Here is a 19178-nt window from a genome sequence, read left to right as displayed (position 1 = left end):
ACTAATCTTTCCATATAAGTATCAATTTTATTCTCTCAAAAATCTACATTAGCCACTGCTTTTCTTTAAAATTCAAGAGAGTCTAACCCTTTCATTATAAACTTTTATGATACCAAAGTAAAAGAAAAACCCACCAATTTGGGTGGGGTAAGTGGTTTAATGATCAATGGACTGATACTGCACTGTCAACCCTCGTTGTATAGCAGGACGCTGAGCTATTTTCTCTACCCAGGTCTTTAGATGCTTGTAAGAATCAACATCTAAAAATTCTGCTGAACCTGGATATAGTTCTCCTTGCACCAAGCGACCATACCAAGACCAAATTGCAATATCTGCGATGGTATAGGTATTTCCTGCTATATATTCTCTTGTCGCCAATAGCTGATCCAAGAGATCTAGCTGACGCTTAGTTTCCATTGTATAGCGATTAATCGGATATTCTTGCGCTGTCGGAGCGTAATGGAAGAAATGTCCAAATCCTCCACCAACAAATGGAGCGGCGCCAGTTTGCCAGAAGAGCCAGTTAAGGACTTCAGTCCGCTCTGCCCATTCTTTCGGTAAGAGAACATCAAATTTTTCTGCTAAATAGAGAAGAATATTTGCTGATTCAAAGACGCGAACGGGTTCTTTTTCAGAATAATCTACCATGGCTGGAATTTTGGAATTGGGGTTGATAGTAACAAAATCGGAGCCAAATTGGTCTCCTTGACCGATATTAATGAGAAAGAGGTCATAATCTGCATCTGAAATACCTAACTCTTTCAACTCCTCCAACATAATAGCAACCTTAATGCCATTCGGCGTTCCCAGCGAATAAACTTGAAAAGTTTTTTCTCCTTTTGGTAGTTTTTGTTCAAAGCGACTGCCTGCTGTTGGACGATTGCCAGATCGGTTGTCATTTTCATCTTCCCACTTCCATACGAGTGGTTTTGTATATTCTGTCATGTTTTCTCCTATTCTATCTTTCCTGGAATAATGCTTGCATAACGATAGTGATTTTGAAGTTCTTGAAGATAGCGAGCTAACTGAACCAATTCCTTGGGTGCTCGACAAGTCAGAGCTGTTAGCTCTGCATTGATAAAACGACTTAAGTATCCAGCCAGTATATAGAGATTTTCCTCCTTATCCAACTGACCTGCCACCTCCAATATTTTTTCACGCAGGGCTTCTGAAAATGCTTCCTGCGGAAGGTTGTAGGCTGCAGATAGGTATTTATAAAACTCTTCTTTCTCTGCTACTTTCATCGGATAACTCCTTTTATGTAAATTGAATATAGTATAAATCGAAATCAAGTGCTTGTCAAGAAAATCTCAAGAAAAAAAGATTGCCCTAAGACAATCTTCTTATTGATTAAAGTGAGTTAGGATCAACTTTGATACCAACACCTTGTGTTGTTGTGATTGATACTGAAGTCATGTAAGTACCTTTAGCTGTAGCTGGTTTAGCTTTAGCCATTACATCGTGGAAAGCTTTGAAGTTTTCAACGAGTTTGTCAGCGTCAAATGATACTTTACCGATAAGAGCTTGTACGATACCAGCTTTGTCAGCACGGTAAGTGATTTTACCACCTTTAGACTCTTCAACTGCTTTAGCAACATCCATTGTTACTGTACCAGTTTTAGGGTTTGGCATCAAGTTACGTGGACCAAGTACGCGACCAAGACGTCCAACAACAGCCATCATATCTGGAGTTGCGATAACAACGTCGAAGTCCAACCAACCACCGTTGATTTTAGCAACAAGGTCATCTTCACCAACAAAGTCTGCACCAGCAGCTTTTGCTTCTTCTGCTTTTGCACCACGTGCGAAAACAAGAACACGTGAAGTTTTACCAGTACCATTTGGCAATACCATTGCACCACGGATTTGTTGATCAGCTTTACGAACGTCGATGTTCAAGTTGTAAGCAACCTCAACAGACGCATCAAATTTAGCGAAGTTAGTTTCTTTTGCAAGAGCAACAGCTTCTTCTACGCTGTACAATTTTGTGCTGTCGATTTTCTCAAGAGCAGCACGCAAGTTTTTGCTTTTTTTAGCCATATTATATGTCTCCTTGTAATCAGATAAACTTGGGTGCTACTTAGTCAGTAACAGTGAATCCCATAGAACGAGCAGTACCTTCGATCATACGCATTGCAGCTTCTACAGATGCAGCGTTCAAGTCAGGCATTTTAGTTTCAGCAATTTCTTGTACTTGTGCACGAGTAACTGTTGCAACTTTAGTTTTGTTTGGTGTACCTGAACCTTTTTCAACACCTGCAGCTTTTTTCAAAAGAACAGCAGCTGGTGGTGTTTTAGTGATGAAAGTGAATGATTTATCTTCATACACAGAGATAACGACTGGGATGATCATACCAGCTTGGTCAGCTGTACGAGCGTTGAACTCTTTAGTGAATCCCATGATGTTGATACCTGCTTGACCAAGTGCTGGTCCGACTGGTGGAGCTGGAGTAGCTTTACCTGCAGGAATTTGAAGTTTTACGAGTTTTTCGACTTTTTTAGCCATGATATAAAATCCTCCTATTGTGGTTTTGGCGGTAATTACAGATTTTTACCTCCCACAAATATGTGTTTTACACATACCTTTTCATTATACACGATTTTCAAAGAATTGCAAGCTTTAGGTTTACTTTTGTTCACATTTTTTATAGAATAGACTTATGTTTGAATCAATGATTTTTTTAAAGATTGTGGCAATATTATTTCTATTTCTGACTTTGGCACTTTCCATTATAGTTGTCAATTTTTTTAAATTGCAAAAAAGAGGATGGAATTTTGCAGATATTGCCTTTCCATTATTTGCCTTTGAGTTTTATCTTATTTCTGACAAGGCTTACTATAGTAGCTTAATACCTCATCTGACCTTTTCACTGTCAGTACTTGCCATCGGTCTTTGTCTCTTCTTCTTGCTTCAAAAAAGACAGTTTAACTACAAACGATTTTTCAAAGTATTTTGGAGAGCTGGCTTTATTTTGACATTCCTGATGTATTTGGCCTTGGTGATTGCTGTGCTAACTTTATAAAACTAAATTCGAAACTTATCACATATAAAAAAACCTGAAATTTTCAGGTTTTTTTATATCTTATTTATTACGTTCAGCGCGGTATGCCGCAGCCTCTTCTTCTGTAGCCAATACAAAGTGACCAGGCGTAATCTCATGCATCTGACGTTCTTGACCATCTAATTCAGCACTTGGATCGTATTCCACATGGACACGATTTTTTTCAAATTCTGGATCCGGTTCAGGGATAGCAGAAAGCAAACTCTTCGTGTAGGGATGAATTGGGTCATTGTAAACAGCATCCGACGTTCCAATTTCCAACATTTTACCCCAGTGCATAACACCAATACGGTCAGAGATGTACTTAACCATTGACAAATCGTGTGCAACAAAAAGATAGGTTAGACCTTGTTCTCTCTGCAATTTTTGCATCAAATTAACAACTTGTGCTTGAATGGATACATCTAAGGCTGAGATTGGTTCGTCAGCAATAATGAATTTTGGACGAACTGCTAAGGCACGTGCAATACCAATCCGTTGTCGTTGTCCACCTGAAAACTCATGCGGATAACGCGTTAAATGATCCTTATTTAAACCGACTAAATCCAATAAATGTTGAACACGCTCATCCCGTTCTTCTTTTGAAGAAGTCAAGCCGTGAATATCCAAACCTTCTGCAACGATATCTCTGATTTTCATACGACCATTCAAACTAGCTTGAGGATCTTGGAAAATCATTTGTGCATCTTTTCGAAATTCTTTCAAATCTTTTCCAGAAAGCTTTGAAATAGACTGGCCATCAAAGAGAATATCACCAGCATTATAGTCATACAATTTTAGAATGGTACGACCAACCGTTGTCTTTCCTGAACCAGATTCACCAACGAGACCAAAGACCTCTCCTTCATAAATGTCAAAGGAAACATTGTCAATGGCTTTAACTTCGTTTTTCTTACCTGCATTAAAAGTCAATGAAACATTTTTTAGTTCAACGAGTTTTTTTCTATTTTCGCTCATTGTTTCTCCTTCTTACTATTCCATTTTTCCCAACGTTTCAAGATTGCTAACGGTGGTGTAATTTCAGGAGCTCGCTCGTCTAACAACCATGTTGCTGCATAATGGCTATCTGAAATTTGGAACATTGGCGGTTGCTCTTCAAAATCAATATCGAGAGCATATGCATTTCTGGCTGCAAAAGCATCTCCAACAGGAGGGTTCAACAGATCTGGAGGAGTTCCAGGAATGGATTCCAAACTTCCAGAAGCAGTCTCTGTTGTCGGCATAGAGTTTAATAACCCCCATGTGTATGGATGTTGCGGATTATAAAAGACTTCCTCAACCGTTCCAACTTCCACAATCTTCCCAGCATACATAACAGCTACACGGTCTGCCATACCAGCTACCACACCCAAATCATGGGTAATAAAGATAATAGAAGACTGAGTTTGGGACTGAATTTCTTTCATCAAATTCAAAATTTGCGCTTGAATCGTCACGTCTAAGGCAGTTGTTGGTTCATCTGCAATTAGAATTTCTGGATTCGCTGCAAGTGCAATCGCAATGACTGCACGTTGACGCATCCCACCTGACCATTGATGTGGATAATCTTTAATGTGCTCTTCAGCATTTGGAATACCAACCTTTTTCATGAGTTCCAAGGCACGTCTCAAGGCCTCTGATTTGGATACCTTTTCATGTAAAATAATTGGCTCAGCAATTTGCATACCGATTGTCATTGTTGGATCCAAACTTGTCATTGGATCTTGGAAAATCATGGCAATTTCATTTCCACGAACTTTTACCCATTCACTCTCTGACAACTCACTCAAGTCTTTATCTTTAAAATGAATCTTACCTGACAAATGTGCATTTTTGGCATTTAAGCCCATTAGTGTACGTGTTGTTACTGATTTACCTGAACCTGACTCTCCAACAATAGCAAGAGTTTCACCCTTGTTCAATGTAAAATTCACATCACGAATGGCCTGAACTTCACCGGCATAGGTATGAAAGGTTACATTTAAGTTTTCAACCTGTAAAATCGTTTCTTTATTCATCACAGCCTCCATTCCTAGTCTGCACTTGATTTCGGATCAAAAGCATCACGTAAGCCATCACCTAACAAGATAAAGGCAAGCGAAATCAACACTAATGCAGCTGCAGGAATCATTACTTGATATGGATAATATTGTAAGTTCTCCTGAGCGTCTGTAATCAATGAGCCAAGAGATGCTGTAGGTGGTTTCACACCGAGGTTGATGGCTGACAATACAGACTCATACATGATTGCACTTGGGACAGTCATCATAATTTGGACAATAATAATACCTGAAATATTTGGCAAAACATGTTTAAAAGCAATTTTCAGGTTGCTCTCACCTAACGCACGAGAGGCAAGTACAAAGTCACGCTCCTTATAGGATAGAGTTAGGTTCCGAACTTGACGAGCCATTGAGGTCCATCCAACAATTGCGATTGAAATAATAATAGAAGTCACACCATTTCCCAAGAGCAAACCAAGCATGGTTACAATAACCAGGTTTGGAATGGAAGAAATAACTTCGATCACCCGTTGCATAACTGTGTCCACTTTCCCACCAGAGAAACCTGAAATCAGACCATAGGTTACACCAATAACTAAGTCAATCAAAGTAGCAACAACCGCAATTAAGAGTGAAATACGAATACCAACCGTTACTCGTTTTGCAATGCTCCGTCCAAGGTTGTCCGTACCTAAAATAAATTTGACACCTTCAGGAACACTCTGATCTGCATAGGCATCGTTTGCTTCAGTATTTCCTGAATAAACAATTGATCCATTCCAGAATGGTAAGTTATCACTAATTTTTGGCGGCAAGTTACGATAAGTAGAAACTTCTTCACTATTGAAACTATTGGCAGAATTTGTAGAAACCACAAAAGTTGAACCAATTGCAAATACTAACAAAAATCCAATAAACCATAATGAAATAACTGCTAATTTATTTTGCTTTAATCGTCGCCATGCATCTTGCATAAACGACAAGGCTGGCTTTTCAATTTTTTCCTGGGAGTCTGAGCTACCCGCACCAACCAAAGTAAATGTTTTTCTTTGTTCTGTCATTATTTACTCCTTATCCCAGTCTGACACGTGGATCCACAATGCTAATGATCACGTCAGTAATCAAGATGGCTACCATGAGCATCATCGCATAAACAATTGTAGTTCCCATTATCACTGGATAGTCTTTTGTAGGAATTGACGTTACAAACTGTTGACCTATCCCTGGAATGGAAAAAATTTGTTCAATCAAAGCTGAACCCGTCAAAATATTAGCCGCCATTGGTCCAACCAAGGTCAAAACAGGAATCATGGAATTACGGTAGGCGTGATGATTAGTCACTTGACGATTTGTCATCCCTTTAGCACGTGCCAATTGAATATAGTCAGTGTTTAATGTTTCAATCATTTCACTTCTGAAGAAACGTGTAACCTGGGCGAAGACAGGGATTGCAAGGGCAAAAGTTGGCAAGATAGTTTGTCCAAAAGTCCCCCATCCTGAAAGAGGTAATAACGCCCATTTGAAACCTAAGTAATCCAATAGAAGCAGACCGATGATGAAGGCCGGTACTGAGATACCCAGAGTAGAAATCACACTTAAAACACCATCAATTTTATTATTTTTGTTACGTGCAGAAACAGCACCTACTAAAAGACCTCCACTGATACCAACAACAAGGGCTTGAAAACCGAGATGAATAGATACACCTAGGCGTTGTGTAATCAATTTTGTAACAGATTGGTTAGCAGATTGGTAACTTGTACCAAAATCTCCATGCAAAATATCAGTCAGATATTTTAAATATTGTTGCCAAAGGGGCTTGTCCAAACCATACTGTTTGTTCATTATTGCAATCATTTCATCAGTAAGTCTAGGACTATTGTATGGAGTTCCCGGCATAATTTGCATCAGAAAGAAGGAAAGGGTAATAACAACCCATAGTGTCGCCAATAGAATAGCGATCCTTTTCAATAAATATTTAGTCATGTTATTCCTCAAAGCAAAAGCAAGAATTGGCAGATCCAATCCTTGCAAATTTGTTCATCATTCGTACAACTTATTTAGTTTTGTAAGCATATGTGAAGTCTACATCAAGACCAGTTGAATTACGAACTAGACCTTCGATGTTAGGGTTTTGCAATCCTTTGTTAGACAAGTTGTAAAGTGGGTTGTAGTGTGAACCCTCGTAAAGAGCTTGTTCTGCTGCTTTGTAGTCTGCAGCCCCTGCATCTTTGTCTAAAGCATCAGTTGTCAAAGCTTTTTCATATGCAGCGTCAAACTCAGGGCTATTTACTTTACCGTAGTTATAAGCTGAACCAGATTGGAACAAACCGTAGAAAGTAGAACCTTCTGGATAGTCACCGCCCCAGCTTACGAATGCAACTTCAAAGTTTTGATTTTTTGTATCTTCCAAACGTTGTTTAAAGGTTACAAATTTTTCTTCAACAGTTAAGCCTGGAAGAGTAGTTTCCCAAAGTTCTTTGATGTAGTCAGTTGCAGCTTTCTTGATTGGGTTATCTGAATCTGCTGTAATTGTCAATGTTAAACTATCAACACCTAACTCAGCCAAACCTTCTTTGAACAATTGCGCAGCTTTTTCCTTGTCAAATGTATACGGTTGTGACACAAACTCATTTAAGTCTGTACCATCAGTCAATGTTGCCAAACCTTTTGGTACAAATGCAGTTGCTGGGTTTGTACCAGTATCAGCTGCTGCTTTTACAAGCCCTTCACGGTCAGTTGCAAGGTTTAAAGCCTCACGAATTTTTTGATTAGTTAATGCTTTAACACTACCAGTTTCGTTGTATACAAGGTAATCCGCACGAGCTTCCGCAATATCAATAACATCTTCATTATTTTTGTTTGCATTGTAAATAGCAGATGTTTGTGAAATGTTTGCAAAGTCTAATTCACCTTGTTTATACATTTGAACTGCTGTATCTGGTTTTTTAACAGTTTGAACGTTTACTGTTTCAGTTTTCACGTTTGCTGCATCCCAGTAATTGTCGTTTTTCACGAGTTTAAAGCTACCGCTTGTACCATTCCAATCTTCTACAACGAATGGACCAGAGTACAACATCTTATCTGAAGATGTACCGTAATCTTCGCCAGCTTCCTTAACAAATGATTCTTTTTGTGGAACAAAGTTAGAGAAAGTTAACAAGCTTTCGAATTGAGGAGCTGGAGTAGACAAGGTAAAGATAACTTTGTTTCCATCCGCTTTAACACCCAATTCTTCAACTGGTTTTTCACCGGCAATAACTTCATCAGCATTTAATACATGGGCATCCGATACAAGATATGCATACTCAGAAGCAGTTGCTGGATCTACCATACGACGCCATGTATAAACAAAATCTTCAGCAGTGATGTCGCTACCATCAGACCATTTAATTCCATCACGAAGAGTAGCTGTAAATGTTTTACCATCTTCAGAAACTTCAACTTTTTCAGCTAAGTCAGGTTGGTTTTTACCATTTTCATCTACACGAAGCAAGTTACTTCCACCATTACCGATAGCCATTGCTGAATAGCGATCTGTGTTTTTTGAAATATCTAAAGTAAGAATTTCAGTAGGTGTATACCAATTGATTGTAGAAGTGTCTGATGATGAAGATTTTGAACCTCCATTACCACAGGCAGCTAATACAGAAAGTGTAGCAACAGCCAAACCAGCTGCAGCAAGTTTTTTCCATTTATTCATAAGAAAATCTCCCTGATTATGAACTTTTTAACAACTTTTTAAGTTATGCTTAAGATTATATACTAATCTTTATTCACTAGCAAGTGTTTTTATAAAATTTTCTGACTTTTCTTTCAGCTTTTAATATACGTAATATATATTAGCACCATAGTTGTTTTACTTATTTTTTATACTATTTGCGAATTATGTTTTCGTAAATGCTTGATAACATTCGTTTTTACCTCTATTTCTCAACAGTCTAATCCGTAAAATTATACAGTAAATAACATACTTTGTATCCTTTACACATAGTGTTAGTTTTTATTACATTGAAGCATAAAATTATTTGACAAAAAAAGTAATTAGCTGTTTACTAACTACTTTTATTCCAATCATGGTTCAAATTTTATTATAACTTGCTCAAATTCCTACAAGTAATGACGAAATTATTCATGGATTTCTAATGGAAGACCATCTGGATCAAAGAAAAATGCCATCTTTTTTCCGTCAAAATCATCCCACCGTACGCTTTCATGCCGAATCCCAAGTATATCAAACTCGCTTAAACACTCTTCTACATTCTCAACCTTAAATGCTAGATGACGGAGTCCAGTATGCTCTGGATTTGGCATAGCTGGTCGCTTGGGGGCATCTGGTTTAATGAAAATTTCCAAAACCAGATTACCTTTTCTTACATTAAAAAGAATATCCTTTTTTTCTGGACGGATATGCTCATCAAGTTGTTCAAACCCTAACTTTTCAACATAAAATTCCCTTGTATTTTCATAATTGCTACCAATAATAGCAATATGGTGTACCGTATCAAGTTTCATTATTGCGTTTCCAATACCTTTCTTGGTTTTGTGCCTTCTGCAGGGCCGATGACACCAGCAGCTTCTAGTTCTTCCATTAGTCGTGTTGCACGGTTAAATCCGACAGATAAGCGACGTTGAATCATCGATGCACTGGCTTTTTGCGTCTCGATTACTAATGCTCTTGCTTCATTAAAGAGTGGATCTCCTTCGTTGGATCCACCGTTTGCACCGTAATCTGTATCACTGTCAGATACTTCTCCTGGATCAAAGGTTTCATCATATTCTGCATCAGCCTGATCTTTGACAAAATGAACAATTCGCTCTACATCATCATCTGAAATAAATGAACCTTGTAAACGCATTGGGGCCGATTCACCAATCGGATGGAACAGCATATCACCACGACCAAGTAATTTTTCGGCACCATTCTCCCCCAAAATAGTTCGTGAATCGGTACCTGATGCTACAGCAAAAGCAACTCGAGATGGAACATTTGCCTTAATTAGACCAGAGATAACGTCTACTGAAGGACGCTGTGTTGCTAAAATCATATGAATACCCGCGGCACGGGCTTTTTGACCAAGACGTATAATTGCGTCTTCAACTTCCTTGCTAGCTACCATCATCAAATCTGCCAACTCATCTACGATAACAACGATAAGTGGTAATGGAATTTGTTTTTCATCTGAACGGCTGTTAAATTCTTCCACTTTGGAATTGTAGCCTTCCAAATTTCTAACCCCTACTTGACTGAAAAGTTCGTACCGTTTTTCCATTTCGTCAACGACTTTTTGAAGAGCCCGTGCGGCTTTCCGTGGATTGGTTACAACAGGGATTAATAAATGAGGAATATCATTGTAAACCGATAACTCTACCATTTTAGGGTCAATCATCATGAACTTCACTTGGTCTGGGCTTGCTTTCATCAAAATAGATGAAATGATCCCATTGACAGCCACTGATTTCCCCGATCCTGTCGAGCCAGCAACTAACAAGTGGGGCATCCGTGTCAAATCAAACGAACGCACCGTCCCATTGACAGCTTTACCAAGCGGAATTTCTAACAATTTAGCTGGGTCTGTCTTGGATTGTTCCCATAATTCTCGGAAAGGCACCATTGCCACTTCTGTATTAGGAACCTCGATACCGACTAAAGACTTCCCGGGAATAGGAGCTTCAATCCGAACATCTTTAGCAGCTAAGGCAAGAGCCAGATCATCTGCCAAATTAGAAATACGATTGACGCGAACCCCAACTGCTGGTTTCAGCTCATACCGAGTTACAGAAGGTCCAATTTCTGCCCGTTCAACAACTACTTTGATCCCAAAACTTGCAAAGGTATCTTCTAACACTTTTATATTCTGACGTACGATTCGCTTTTCATTGCCTTGTCCCTTGACTTTAATAGGTGCAAATAAATCAATTTTCGGCAATTTATAGGCTAATCGTTGCTTAGGCTTGAAGTCAATCTGAATATCCGTATCTTCAACTTCTTCAACCTTACTTTCTTGGTTCTCAAGCGTAGCTGAAATGTCGTCCTCCGCGAGCATAATCGGAAATTCATCCTCTGGTTCCAAATGATCAAATTCAGAAAAAATTGGCACTTGAACGGGTTCTTCCATCTCTTTTTCCTCTAGGATTTCCCCTGTCTCAAAATCAATTTTTCGTTCAGGAGAGGTACTTTCATCGGTTGCCTCAACTTCATTTTCAATCCGGAGTCGCTCCTCCTCAAGACGAGCTAATTCTTGCTGGCGTTTTTCTTCTCGTTCAACCCGCTTCTGAGCGCGAAGCTCTGCTCTTTTTTCCTGCCTTTCTGAAAGTCTATCTCTGAAAACTGCCATTCCATCCGCTACATCATAAACAGACCATGGACTCATAAAGAAAATTCCAAAGGCAATCAATAAGAAGCCGATGAAAAATACTCCAATGTTTGAAAATAAAAACGAAACTGGCAGATAAAGAACATTCCCAACCAGACCACCTCCAAAGAACCCCTTCACTTGGAACGATGACAAGTCTCTAATTGCTAATTTAAGTGTTTGTTGGAATAAATCTTCACCCTTAAACTGCCAGTCAAAATAGGCATGAAATTCGAGCAAGAGTCCCACAATAATTAGCCAAAAACCTGAGATTGTTCCTTCACGATTCCGAATCTTATTTGGAAACAAGAAATAGAAGAATGCACCTGCTATTAATAGATAGGCCAAACTTCCAAACAGTAGGCGAAAAATATTGTAACTTGTTACCCCAAAAATGCCTAGTCGACTTGCTGAAAATGCCAAAAATAGGATCCCTATGATACGTAAAACCATCTTTTTGACACGCTCTTGTTGGGCCAACTCCGCCTTTGTCGGACGTCTCGTTGTCTTACCTTTTTTACCCGTCTTTCGCATAGATACCTCAACTTTCTCAATCTCCTTATTTTATCATAATTACGGAGATTTTTCACATCAGAAAAAGCCCTGCAAGCAGGACCTTTCTTGGAGAAAAAAATTTAGGGGAAACAAATTTATAGAGTGTTTAGAGTTCTCTGACCCTCAACATAGTAAGTTGAGGTCAAAACTTCTTGGCCATTATTGACAAAAATTTCTACACAGTTGGTATCTATCATAATCAATAACTCTTCAGCTTCAACCGTAACTGATCGGCGAATGGTTGACCATTCTTCTTCTCCAGTTTGCTGGATATCAAGGTGACCACGATCGATGTAGACTTCTTGACTTTCCTTATCGTAACCAAATTGAAGATAATCTTGGTCGTTTCCAAGTTTTAGATCCAAACTGTCATCCAGTTTGAGGGAGAATTTGCTTGGTCCTTGAATAACTTGACCAATTTCAATTTCGGCAAAGCTATTCAAGATACTTGCTGGCAAGACCTGTTGGAGTCCATTCTCACCATGCTTGAGTAGACGAGGCAGGGTCATTTGTCCATACCATTTATGACCAAGGTCATTGGGTACAAGCGGACGTCCCCAAGTGTGCATCCAAGCTATCATGACACGCTCTCCTTCTGGACCTTGGGTTGTTTGAGCCGCATAGAAATCATGACCATGGTCAATTTCTTTGAAGGAATCTGCCACAAAGACTTTCTTGTCCCAGTCCACATGACCTGTCACAAAGATATTGGAATTGATATTGACAAAGTCGTTGTCTTCTTTTTGATACCGCATCGGCGAAACAATCAGGTACTCCTGACCATCTACTTCAAAGTAATCCGGACATTCCCAAACGTGACCTTGGTGGGCTTCCCCTTTTAAGAAGATAGACTCAAATTGCCAGTCCAGCAAATCGTCAGATCCTAGTAGGACAATACAGCCGACCCCGTCTTTGTGCTTAGTTGCCACAACAGAATAGTAGCGACCATCTTTCTCGAAAATCTTTGGATCACGGAAGTCATTGGCGATGACTTCTTCCGGTAGAAATTCCTCCGTCGCAACAGGGTTCTGTGCGATTTTTTCAAAATGTATACCATCTGTCGAATAGGCCATGTTCTGCACCTGTCTGACAGAGCCATCTTCATTGACAATGTTGCCCGTATACATGAGCCATAGGGTATCATCTTTAACAATAGCTGAGCCCGAGAAACAGCCATCCTTATCGTAGTTCTTATCTGGGGCGAGGGCAACCGGAAGATGTTCCCAGTTGACCAAGTCCTTACTTTTGGCATGACCCCAATGCATTGGCCCCCAGACACTTTCATAGGGATTGAATTGATAAAAGAGGTGGTATTCTCCTTTGAAATAGACAAACCCATTCGGGTCATTGATCCAGCCAATTTCTGGAACAAAATGACGCTCTGGTATAAAAGTCGTATCAACGGTTACTTTTTCTGCTTGAATGTATGCATTGGCTTTTTCAACTGTTTTCACAGGTAGCCTCCTTTTTGATTACTGATTTTCTTTGTATTGATCGTAGTATTTTTGTTTGATAGCTAACCAGTCAGACAGACCGTAGTTTTCCAATTCTTTCAAATAGCCATCCCATTCTTCTTCGACACCGCCGTTCACAATCCATTCTGCACGTTTGCGGTAGATGAAGTCGTTCATATCTGCTTCAACTTGGGCAATCTTGTCCAAATCCTCTTGTTCCATGAAGACACGTGGGTAGATTTCATCATTTGTTACATAGTCCATATAAGTAGCGTGCATCAAGTCCAAACGCCATTTGGCATCATCTGGCATGGTGGTTACTGTTCCATAGTATTCATCAAGAATTGCCAAAGGTCCACCCACTTCTGTCTTCTGACGTAATTCGCCTGGTGCAGTACCGTCCAATGGTAAGTGTTTCAAGCTCTTAGTTGCTTCATCATACTCAAAGATGTTTTGTTGGCTTTCATCTCCGTATGTACCCCAGTTGTTTTGAACAGATTGGAGTGGAGCGTATTGGGCATCAATCCATTTGGCTGTTAACTCCAAGTTTTTATTTGCTGATGTAATGACCATGCGATCACGCTGGAAACCCATACCATTTGTACGGGTGATGTGTTTGGTTCCGTCAGGACCTGCCAAGACTGGTAAGATATCATAGGTATCATTCATACCAGTCACATTTGCTTTATCCCAAGTAAAGTAAACACCGTAAAGATTTTCACTTCCTTTAGAAATATAGGTATTCCAATCTTGTTCGAACGCCTCAGGATCAAGAAGACCTTTTTCTTGAAGGGTACGTATAAATTGAACACCCTCCTTATAATCTTCATTATCTGCAGTGAAGTCAACTGTTCCATCATTGTTGACAACCAAATGGTCATCATTATCCCCAACACCAAAGGCACCGAACAAAATTTTGAAATCCTCGTTACCGCCACCATTGATAAAGGACATTGGAATTTCGTCAGCTTGGCCATTACCATTTGGGTCTTGTGTTTTAAAGGCTTCAAGAACCTTAATCAAGTCATCAGTAGTTTTTGGCATTTCAAGACCAAGTTTGTCCAACCACTCTTTGTTAATCCAAGCAATGTCGCTAACAGTGTGGATAGACTCCTTACCTTCGCCCAACTCTTCAATCCATGGGAATGAGTAGATATGGCCATCAGGAGCCGTAATCATAGAACGGTATTCTGGATTTTCATCAAGAATTTTCTTCAGGTTTGGCATATGCTCATCAATCAAGTCTTCGACTGGTACAATGACCCCTTGCTTCGCCCAGTTCATCAATTCTACATCAGAAGCACCGTCGTTATGAATGGCATCTGGTAAATCACCTGAAGCAATGTCCAAGTTCCGTTTTTCACCAAAATCTGACTGATAATTTGTCCAGTCAATATGCACACCTGTTTCCTCTTCTAAACGCTTGAAAATTAATTTTTCATTTGGATCTGCTGGAGCTAAAGGCGAACTAGCAGTCATAAACTTAAGTGTGACTGATTTTTCCAACGGAAACTGAACATCTTTTAACTCATAATCCGGGCTAGAAGCCGAATTTTTTGAACCACAAGCAGCTAAAAGAACTGTACTTGCAAGAAGCGTAACAACTGTTTTTCCAAATTTGTGTTTCATCAGAAACAACCTCCTATTATATTACTATTTTACTGGATAAGATTAACCTTTTAATGAACCAGCCATAATACCCTTATCAAAGTATTTTTGGAAGAATGGATACATGACAATCAACGGTAGACTTGAGATAATAATTGTTGCATACTTGATCATTTCAGCAATTCGCTTCATTTCATTCATGGCAGCCTGTGCCCCAATCATATCCTTCGCAGGTTCGCTTTGGATAAGAATTTTTCGAAGAACAAGTTGAAGTGGTTCTAAATTAGGATCTTTTATATAGATCATTGCATCAAAGTATGAATTCCACTGCCCAACAAAAGCATATAGGAATAACACAAACATAATTGGTTTTGCAAGAGGCAACATAATTTTTAAGAAAATTTGAAATTCGTTAGCACCATCCATAACTGCTGCTTCAACCAACTCATCTGGCAAGCCTTGGAAATAAGTTCGCGCTAAGATGATATTCCACACATTGACTGCACCAGGGATGATAATAGCCCAAACAGTATTTAGCATCCCTAAATCTTTAACTAGGAGATATGTAGGAACCAAGCCTCCGCCGAAGAACATTGTAAAGACAAGGAAGGTATTGATCCATTTTTTTCCAACCAAATCTTTTTTTGACAAGGGATAGGCAGTCATAACTGAAATGGCTACTGTGATAAAGGCGAAGGAAAATGAGTAGAATAATGAATTTAGAAACCCTCGTACTATTGATTTATCCGAGAAAACTCTCTGATAACCTTCAACTGTCCAATCCTTGGGATCAAAGCTGATGCCTTTACTGATTAAGGCTTGCGGATCCATAAAGGATGCAACAAGGATATAGACCATTGGAACAACTGTTATTAAAACAAGAAATCCTAATAATATTTTATTGACAACGAGCATTCGCTTGTCAAATTTTGTATACATTTGCGAATTCATATGAACCTCCTATAAACCTTGTCCATCGTTAATGCGTTGGACAAATTTATTCACTGCAATGAGCAAGATGATATTAATCAATGCATTGAACAAACCAACGGCCGTTGAGTATGAGTAATCACCTGATACCAAACCTATTTTATAAACATAAGTGGAAATAATCTCCGAACTTGTCAAGTTCAATGAAGTTTGCATCAAGAAGGCTTTTTCATACCCGACATTCATAATTCCACCAGCCGCTAAAATAAATTGGATCACCATAACCGGTTTGAGTGCTGGCAAGTCAATATGCCAGATCCGCTGAAGGATATTTGCCCCATCCAATTTTGCTGCTTCAATTAATGCTGGATCAACATTTACTAAGGTGGCCGTGTAAAGAGTTGATGCCCAACCCATTCCTTGCCAGATACCACTTAAGATATACAGAGGTCTGAAAAAGTCTGGATCTGTTAAGAAATTGGCCTCAATTCCAAAAATTCTAAGAATGGAATTGACTGGGCCTCCTACTGAGAAGAAGAGGAAAATCATACCGACAATAACAACGACCGAGATAAAGTTTGGGGCATAAAGCACCAATTGAATCCGTTTTTTTGCTTTATCACTCAAGAGCTGATTGAGCATGATCGCTAATATAATTGGCGGAAGAAATCCTAATAGAAGGCCATAGACACTCAATTTTAAAGTGTTGGCAAGTAGATTGCCGAAGTTTGGAGAAGAGAGAAACTTCGTAAACTCTTCAAATCCAATCCACTCACTACCGAGTACTCCTCGTAGTGGATTGTAATCCTTGAAAGCAATCAGAACACCATACATCGGAATATATCGAAAAACGAATGTCAAGATTAATCCAGGGAGCAACATGAGCAATAAAATCTTCTGTTGCTTTATTCTTTCCCAAATTGTCACTTGCTGAAGTTTAGATGTTTTCATATGAACTCCTTTTGAAACGTTTCAAAATATTTTGTTTTAGAAAGAGGAAAAGTTATTCCTCTTCTATTATTTTTGAAACGTTTCATTTTTTATTTAAAAATAAAATCAACTAACTTGATGATTTTATTTTATCATTGTAACCGTTTTCTGTCAACTGCTTTTTGAAATTTTTTGTAGTTTTTCCTTCAATATAGGAAATTGGTAGGGTTATTTGAAGTGGCCGCTCTTTCTTATCAATGATATCTAAGAGACACGCTACCGCTTCCTTGGCCATCTCACCAATTGGTTGGCGAATAGTTGATAAATACTGCGAACGTTCTTCTGCTTGTAGAATGCCATCGTAACCAACTATTTGCACATCTTCTGGTACACGTTTGCCAATTTTTTCTAAGATTTCAATAGTATCCAGAGCTGCAAAATCATTTATCGTAAAGATGGCATCAATTTGTGGATGCTTGCGTAGAAATACTTCAACTTGCTCTAAAAAATCATCGTATGGCTCCTCTAAATCAAGAACCTCACATGGGAAACCAGCCTCTATTATTGTTTTTTCAAAGTAAAGTCGACGTTTCTTAGTCTCATTAATTGTTTTATTATGGCCACCAATGAAACCAAAATGTGTACCACCCTTTGAAATTAGTACCTGAGCAGCAAGTTCAGCCCCCTTTCTGTTGTCTGAACTAACACAGGCAATCGCTTTGTCTTCATAAGTTCGATCGATACTGACAAATGGAATATTAGACGATAGATAATTTTCAATAGGACTGTAAGTAATGGCAATTATTCCATCAACCTTATTTTGCTGAAGCATGGTGATGCAATCTAGTTCTCTTTTTGGACCAGAAATATTACAGAGCAACAATTTATATCCCTTTTTACTTAGTTCCACTTCAATGTGGTATGCAAATTCTCCAAAAAACGGGTGCCATACCGTTGGAATAATTAAAGCAATTGTCTCTGTTTTATTTTTCTTCATACCACGAGCATAGACATCTGGTATGTAGCCCAATTCATCAATCGCTTGGTGAACTTTTTGCAATGTAATTTCCTTGATTCCTTGCTCTTGGTTGATTACACGAGACACTGTTCCAACACTGACTCCTGCTAATTTGGCAACATCTTTCATGGTAATCGATTTAGTTGGTTCCATGGCTCGTCCTTCCTAGTTACAAAAAAAATGAAACGTTTCAATGTTTATAACAGAATACCACTGTTAGCGTTTTCTGTCAAGAAGAAAAAAGGACCAGCCTTGCTGATCACATTTTCTTCTTCGGGTGTTTGTCTATTACTTCAGGGTGATTGTCTAAGGCTGCCTTTCCCTTTTCCGTCAAGGCGTAGCCGCGAACTGAAAAATATGGTGCCAATTTTTCTTCAGTCAAATACTCCTTAAGAGCTGCATCAAGGTCAGCAGCTTTTAATTTGGATAATCCTGTAACTCCTTCTGCTTTCAGAATACTTTTCTTTGCAGTTGAAGTGATATGATCCAACGAGTCAAAAGCCGTCTCGACATATGCAAATCCATTTTCAATCAATTGGTTCATATGTTCTAGACCATTGATACCATAGATATACTCAAAATACTTTGAATAAGGGGTCGTTGTTTCAAACGTACCAAAGTTGATGCGCCATAATAAAATGATATCCCCTGGTAACAGACCTTCTTCTAGACGAACCATATTACGCTTTGGCACCGGTTTAGCTTCTAATAGCCAGGTCGCAAGATCACGTTCTGGGGAAATATAGGGTTTGACCTCATGGTCTTTATACATTTCTGCGATGCGTTGTTCAACAGACATAATTACCTCACATTATTATCTCTAAATAGTAACATCATTATACACTATTCCACAGGAAAAACCTAGATTGGTGACTAGGATTTGCGTTCAAAAGAGAGCATGCGAGTTCCTTGAAAGGTCAATGTTCCTTTATCTCCTTCCGTTAACAATCCGTATTCATGATCCTTGACACGAAACTCCCTTCTTTGACCATTCCATTCAAATGTCAGATAATAATTGGTCCGGGCTGTTTCATTTCCAAAGACATCGGTTCGCTTTGTGACCAGGAAGGCTTGACAGGTCTCAATTGGTGATTGGTTATTACGATGCCACTCCATAAAATTTCGAAGGATTAGAAAACATATTAGCCCAATTATGAAAATAAAAACGATATAAAAAAGAGCCATTTCCCATATAATTCCTCCATGTGGACCAAATAAATTTCCAAACATATGGTAACCTCCTATTGCATTTATAACAATAGTATATCATATTTAGTTCATTT

The 19178-nt window shown here is 38.9% G+C and carries 19 protein-coding genes; 1 reads left to right on the top strand and 18 read right to left on the bottom strand.

Translation table 11 applies throughout. The features are described 5' to 3' along the window. Positions 1–156: 156 nt before the first annotated feature. From yghU to rplK, 4 genes are all read right to left on the bottom strand, one after another. Entirely contained in the window at positions 157–945 is a 789-nt protein-coding gene (yghU, locus tag K6V48_RS00305; RefSeq protein ID WP_172065877.1) for a glutathione-dependent disulfide-bond oxidoreductase, read from the bottom strand. Positions 946–953: 8 nt separating this feature from the next. Further along, complete coding sequence (locus K6V48_RS00300; RefSeq protein ID WP_222367137.1) at positions 954–1244, bottom strand: hypothetical protein; 291 nt, start codon at positions 1242–1244, stop codon at positions 954–956. A 106-nt stretch (positions 1245–1350) separates the two neighbouring features. Beyond that, positions 1351–2040: a 50S ribosomal protein L1 gene (rplA, locus tag K6V48_RS00295; RefSeq protein ID WP_004194879.1), complete on the bottom strand. Its 690-nt coding sequence runs from the start codon at positions 2038–2040 to the stop codon at positions 1351–1353. A gap of 40 nt (positions 2041–2080) precedes the next feature. Beyond that, a complete protein-coding gene (gene rplK, locus K6V48_RS00290; RefSeq protein WP_024382554.1) occupies positions 2081–2506 on the bottom strand; it encodes a 50S ribosomal protein L11 in 426 nt (141 codons plus the stop codon). Between the two features lie 154 nt (positions 2507–2660). Here rplK and K6V48_RS00285 point away from each other — a divergent pair, with 154 nt between their 5' ends. Beyond that, positions 2661–3023: a DUF3397 domain-containing protein gene (locus K6V48_RS00285; protein ID WP_222367134.1), complete on the top strand. Its 363-nt coding sequence runs from the start codon at positions 2661–2663 to the stop codon at positions 3021–3023. 60 nt (positions 3024–3083) lie between these two features. On the opposite strand, the gene K6V48_RS00280 is transcribed toward K6V48_RS00285, so the two are convergent. From K6V48_RS00280 to K6V48_RS00215, 14 genes are all read right to left on the bottom strand, one after another. Beyond that, positions 3084–4019 (bottom strand): ABC transporter ATP-binding protein, encoded by a 936-nt coding sequence (locus K6V48_RS00280; protein ID WP_024391700.1) that lies wholly within the window; start codon positions 4017–4019, stop codon positions 3084–3086. Continuing rightward, positions 4016–5059, bottom strand: coding sequence for an ABC transporter ATP-binding protein (locus tag K6V48_RS00275; RefSeq protein ID WP_105126243.1), 1044 nt, complete (start codon positions 5057–5059; stop codon positions 4016–4018). The genes K6V48_RS00280 and K6V48_RS00275 overlap by 4 nt, the downstream gene beginning before the upstream one ends. A gap of 14 nt (positions 5060–5073) precedes the next feature. Then, the gene (locus tag K6V48_RS00270) at positions 5074–6105 is read right to left on the bottom strand and encodes an ABC transporter permease (RefSeq protein WP_105126244.1); all 1032 of its coding nucleotides are present in this window, start codon (positions 6103–6105) and stop codon (positions 5074–5076) included. A 10-nt stretch (positions 6106–6115) separates the two neighbouring features. Next, complete coding sequence (locus K6V48_RS00265) at positions 6116–7030, bottom strand: ABC transporter permease (RefSeq protein ID WP_105126259.1); 915 nt, start codon at positions 7028–7030, stop codon at positions 6116–6118. A 70-nt stretch (positions 7031–7100) separates the two neighbouring features. Further along, complete coding sequence (locus K6V48_RS00260; protein ID WP_024391704.1) at positions 7101–8747, bottom strand: peptide ABC transporter substrate-binding protein; 1647 nt, start codon at positions 8745–8747, stop codon at positions 7101–7103. A gap of 425 nt (positions 8748–9172) precedes the next feature. Beyond that, the gene (gene gloA2 / locus K6V48_RS00255; RefSeq protein WP_172006957.1) at positions 9173–9559 is read right to left on the bottom strand and encodes an SMU1112c/YaeR family gloxylase I-like metalloprotein; all 387 of its coding nucleotides are present in this window, start codon (positions 9557–9559) and stop codon (positions 9173–9175) included. After that, positions 9559–11934 carry a DNA translocase FtsK gene (locus K6V48_RS00250; protein ID WP_222367131.1) on the bottom strand — a complete coding sequence of 792 codons (2376 nt, stop codon included), beginning with the start codon at positions 11932–11934 and terminating at the stop codon, positions 9559–9561. Before K6V48_RS00250 ends, gloA2 begins: the two co-directional genes overlap by 1 nt. Before the next feature lie 116 nt (positions 11935–12050). After that, on the bottom strand, positions 12051–13409 hold the full coding sequence (locus K6V48_RS00245; protein WP_172006892.1) for a glycoside hydrolase family 32 protein: 1359 nt from the start codon (positions 13407–13409) through the stop codon (positions 12051–12053). An 18-nt stretch (positions 13410–13427) separates the two neighbouring features. Continuing rightward, complete coding sequence (locus tag K6V48_RS00240) at positions 13428–15038, bottom strand: ABC transporter substrate-binding protein (protein WP_172006893.1); 1611 nt, start codon at positions 15036–15038, stop codon at positions 13428–13430. A 42-nt stretch (positions 15039–15080) separates the two neighbouring features. Further along, positions 15081–15968, bottom strand: a complete 888-nt coding sequence (locus K6V48_RS00235; RefSeq protein WP_160863638.1) for a carbohydrate ABC transporter permease — start codon at positions 15966–15968, stop codon at positions 15081–15083. A 9-nt stretch (positions 15969–15977) separates the two neighbouring features. Beyond that, entirely contained in the window at positions 15978–16898 is a 921-nt protein-coding gene (locus K6V48_RS00230; protein ID WP_024403655.1) for an ABC transporter permease, read from the bottom strand. 109 nt (positions 16899–17007) lie between these two features. Further along, positions 17008–18048: a LacI family DNA-binding transcriptional regulator gene (locus tag K6V48_RS00225; RefSeq protein WP_160863639.1), complete on the bottom strand. Its 1041-nt coding sequence runs from the start codon at positions 18046–18048 to the stop codon at positions 17008–17010. Between the two features lie 106 nt (positions 18049–18154). After that, positions 18155–18694, bottom strand: coding sequence for a hypothetical protein (locus K6V48_RS00220; RefSeq protein WP_222367129.1), 540 nt, complete (start codon positions 18692–18694; stop codon positions 18155–18157). Positions 18695–18768: 74 nt separating this feature from the next. After that, positions 18769–19125, bottom strand: coding sequence for a DUF2500 domain-containing protein (locus tag K6V48_RS00215; RefSeq protein WP_222367126.1), 357 nt, complete (start codon positions 19123–19125; stop codon positions 18769–18771). Positions 19126–19178 lie beyond the last annotated feature (53 nt).

It is taken from the genome of Streptococcus suis, assembly GCF_019794555.1.
In the GTDB taxonomy this organism is placed as follows: domain Bacteria; phylum Bacillota; class Bacilli; order Lactobacillales; family Streptococcaceae; genus Streptococcus; species Streptococcus suis_AB.
Note: the sequence above shows the minus strand (reverse complement) of the source record. Positions and strands in the feature narration are given on the sequence as shown.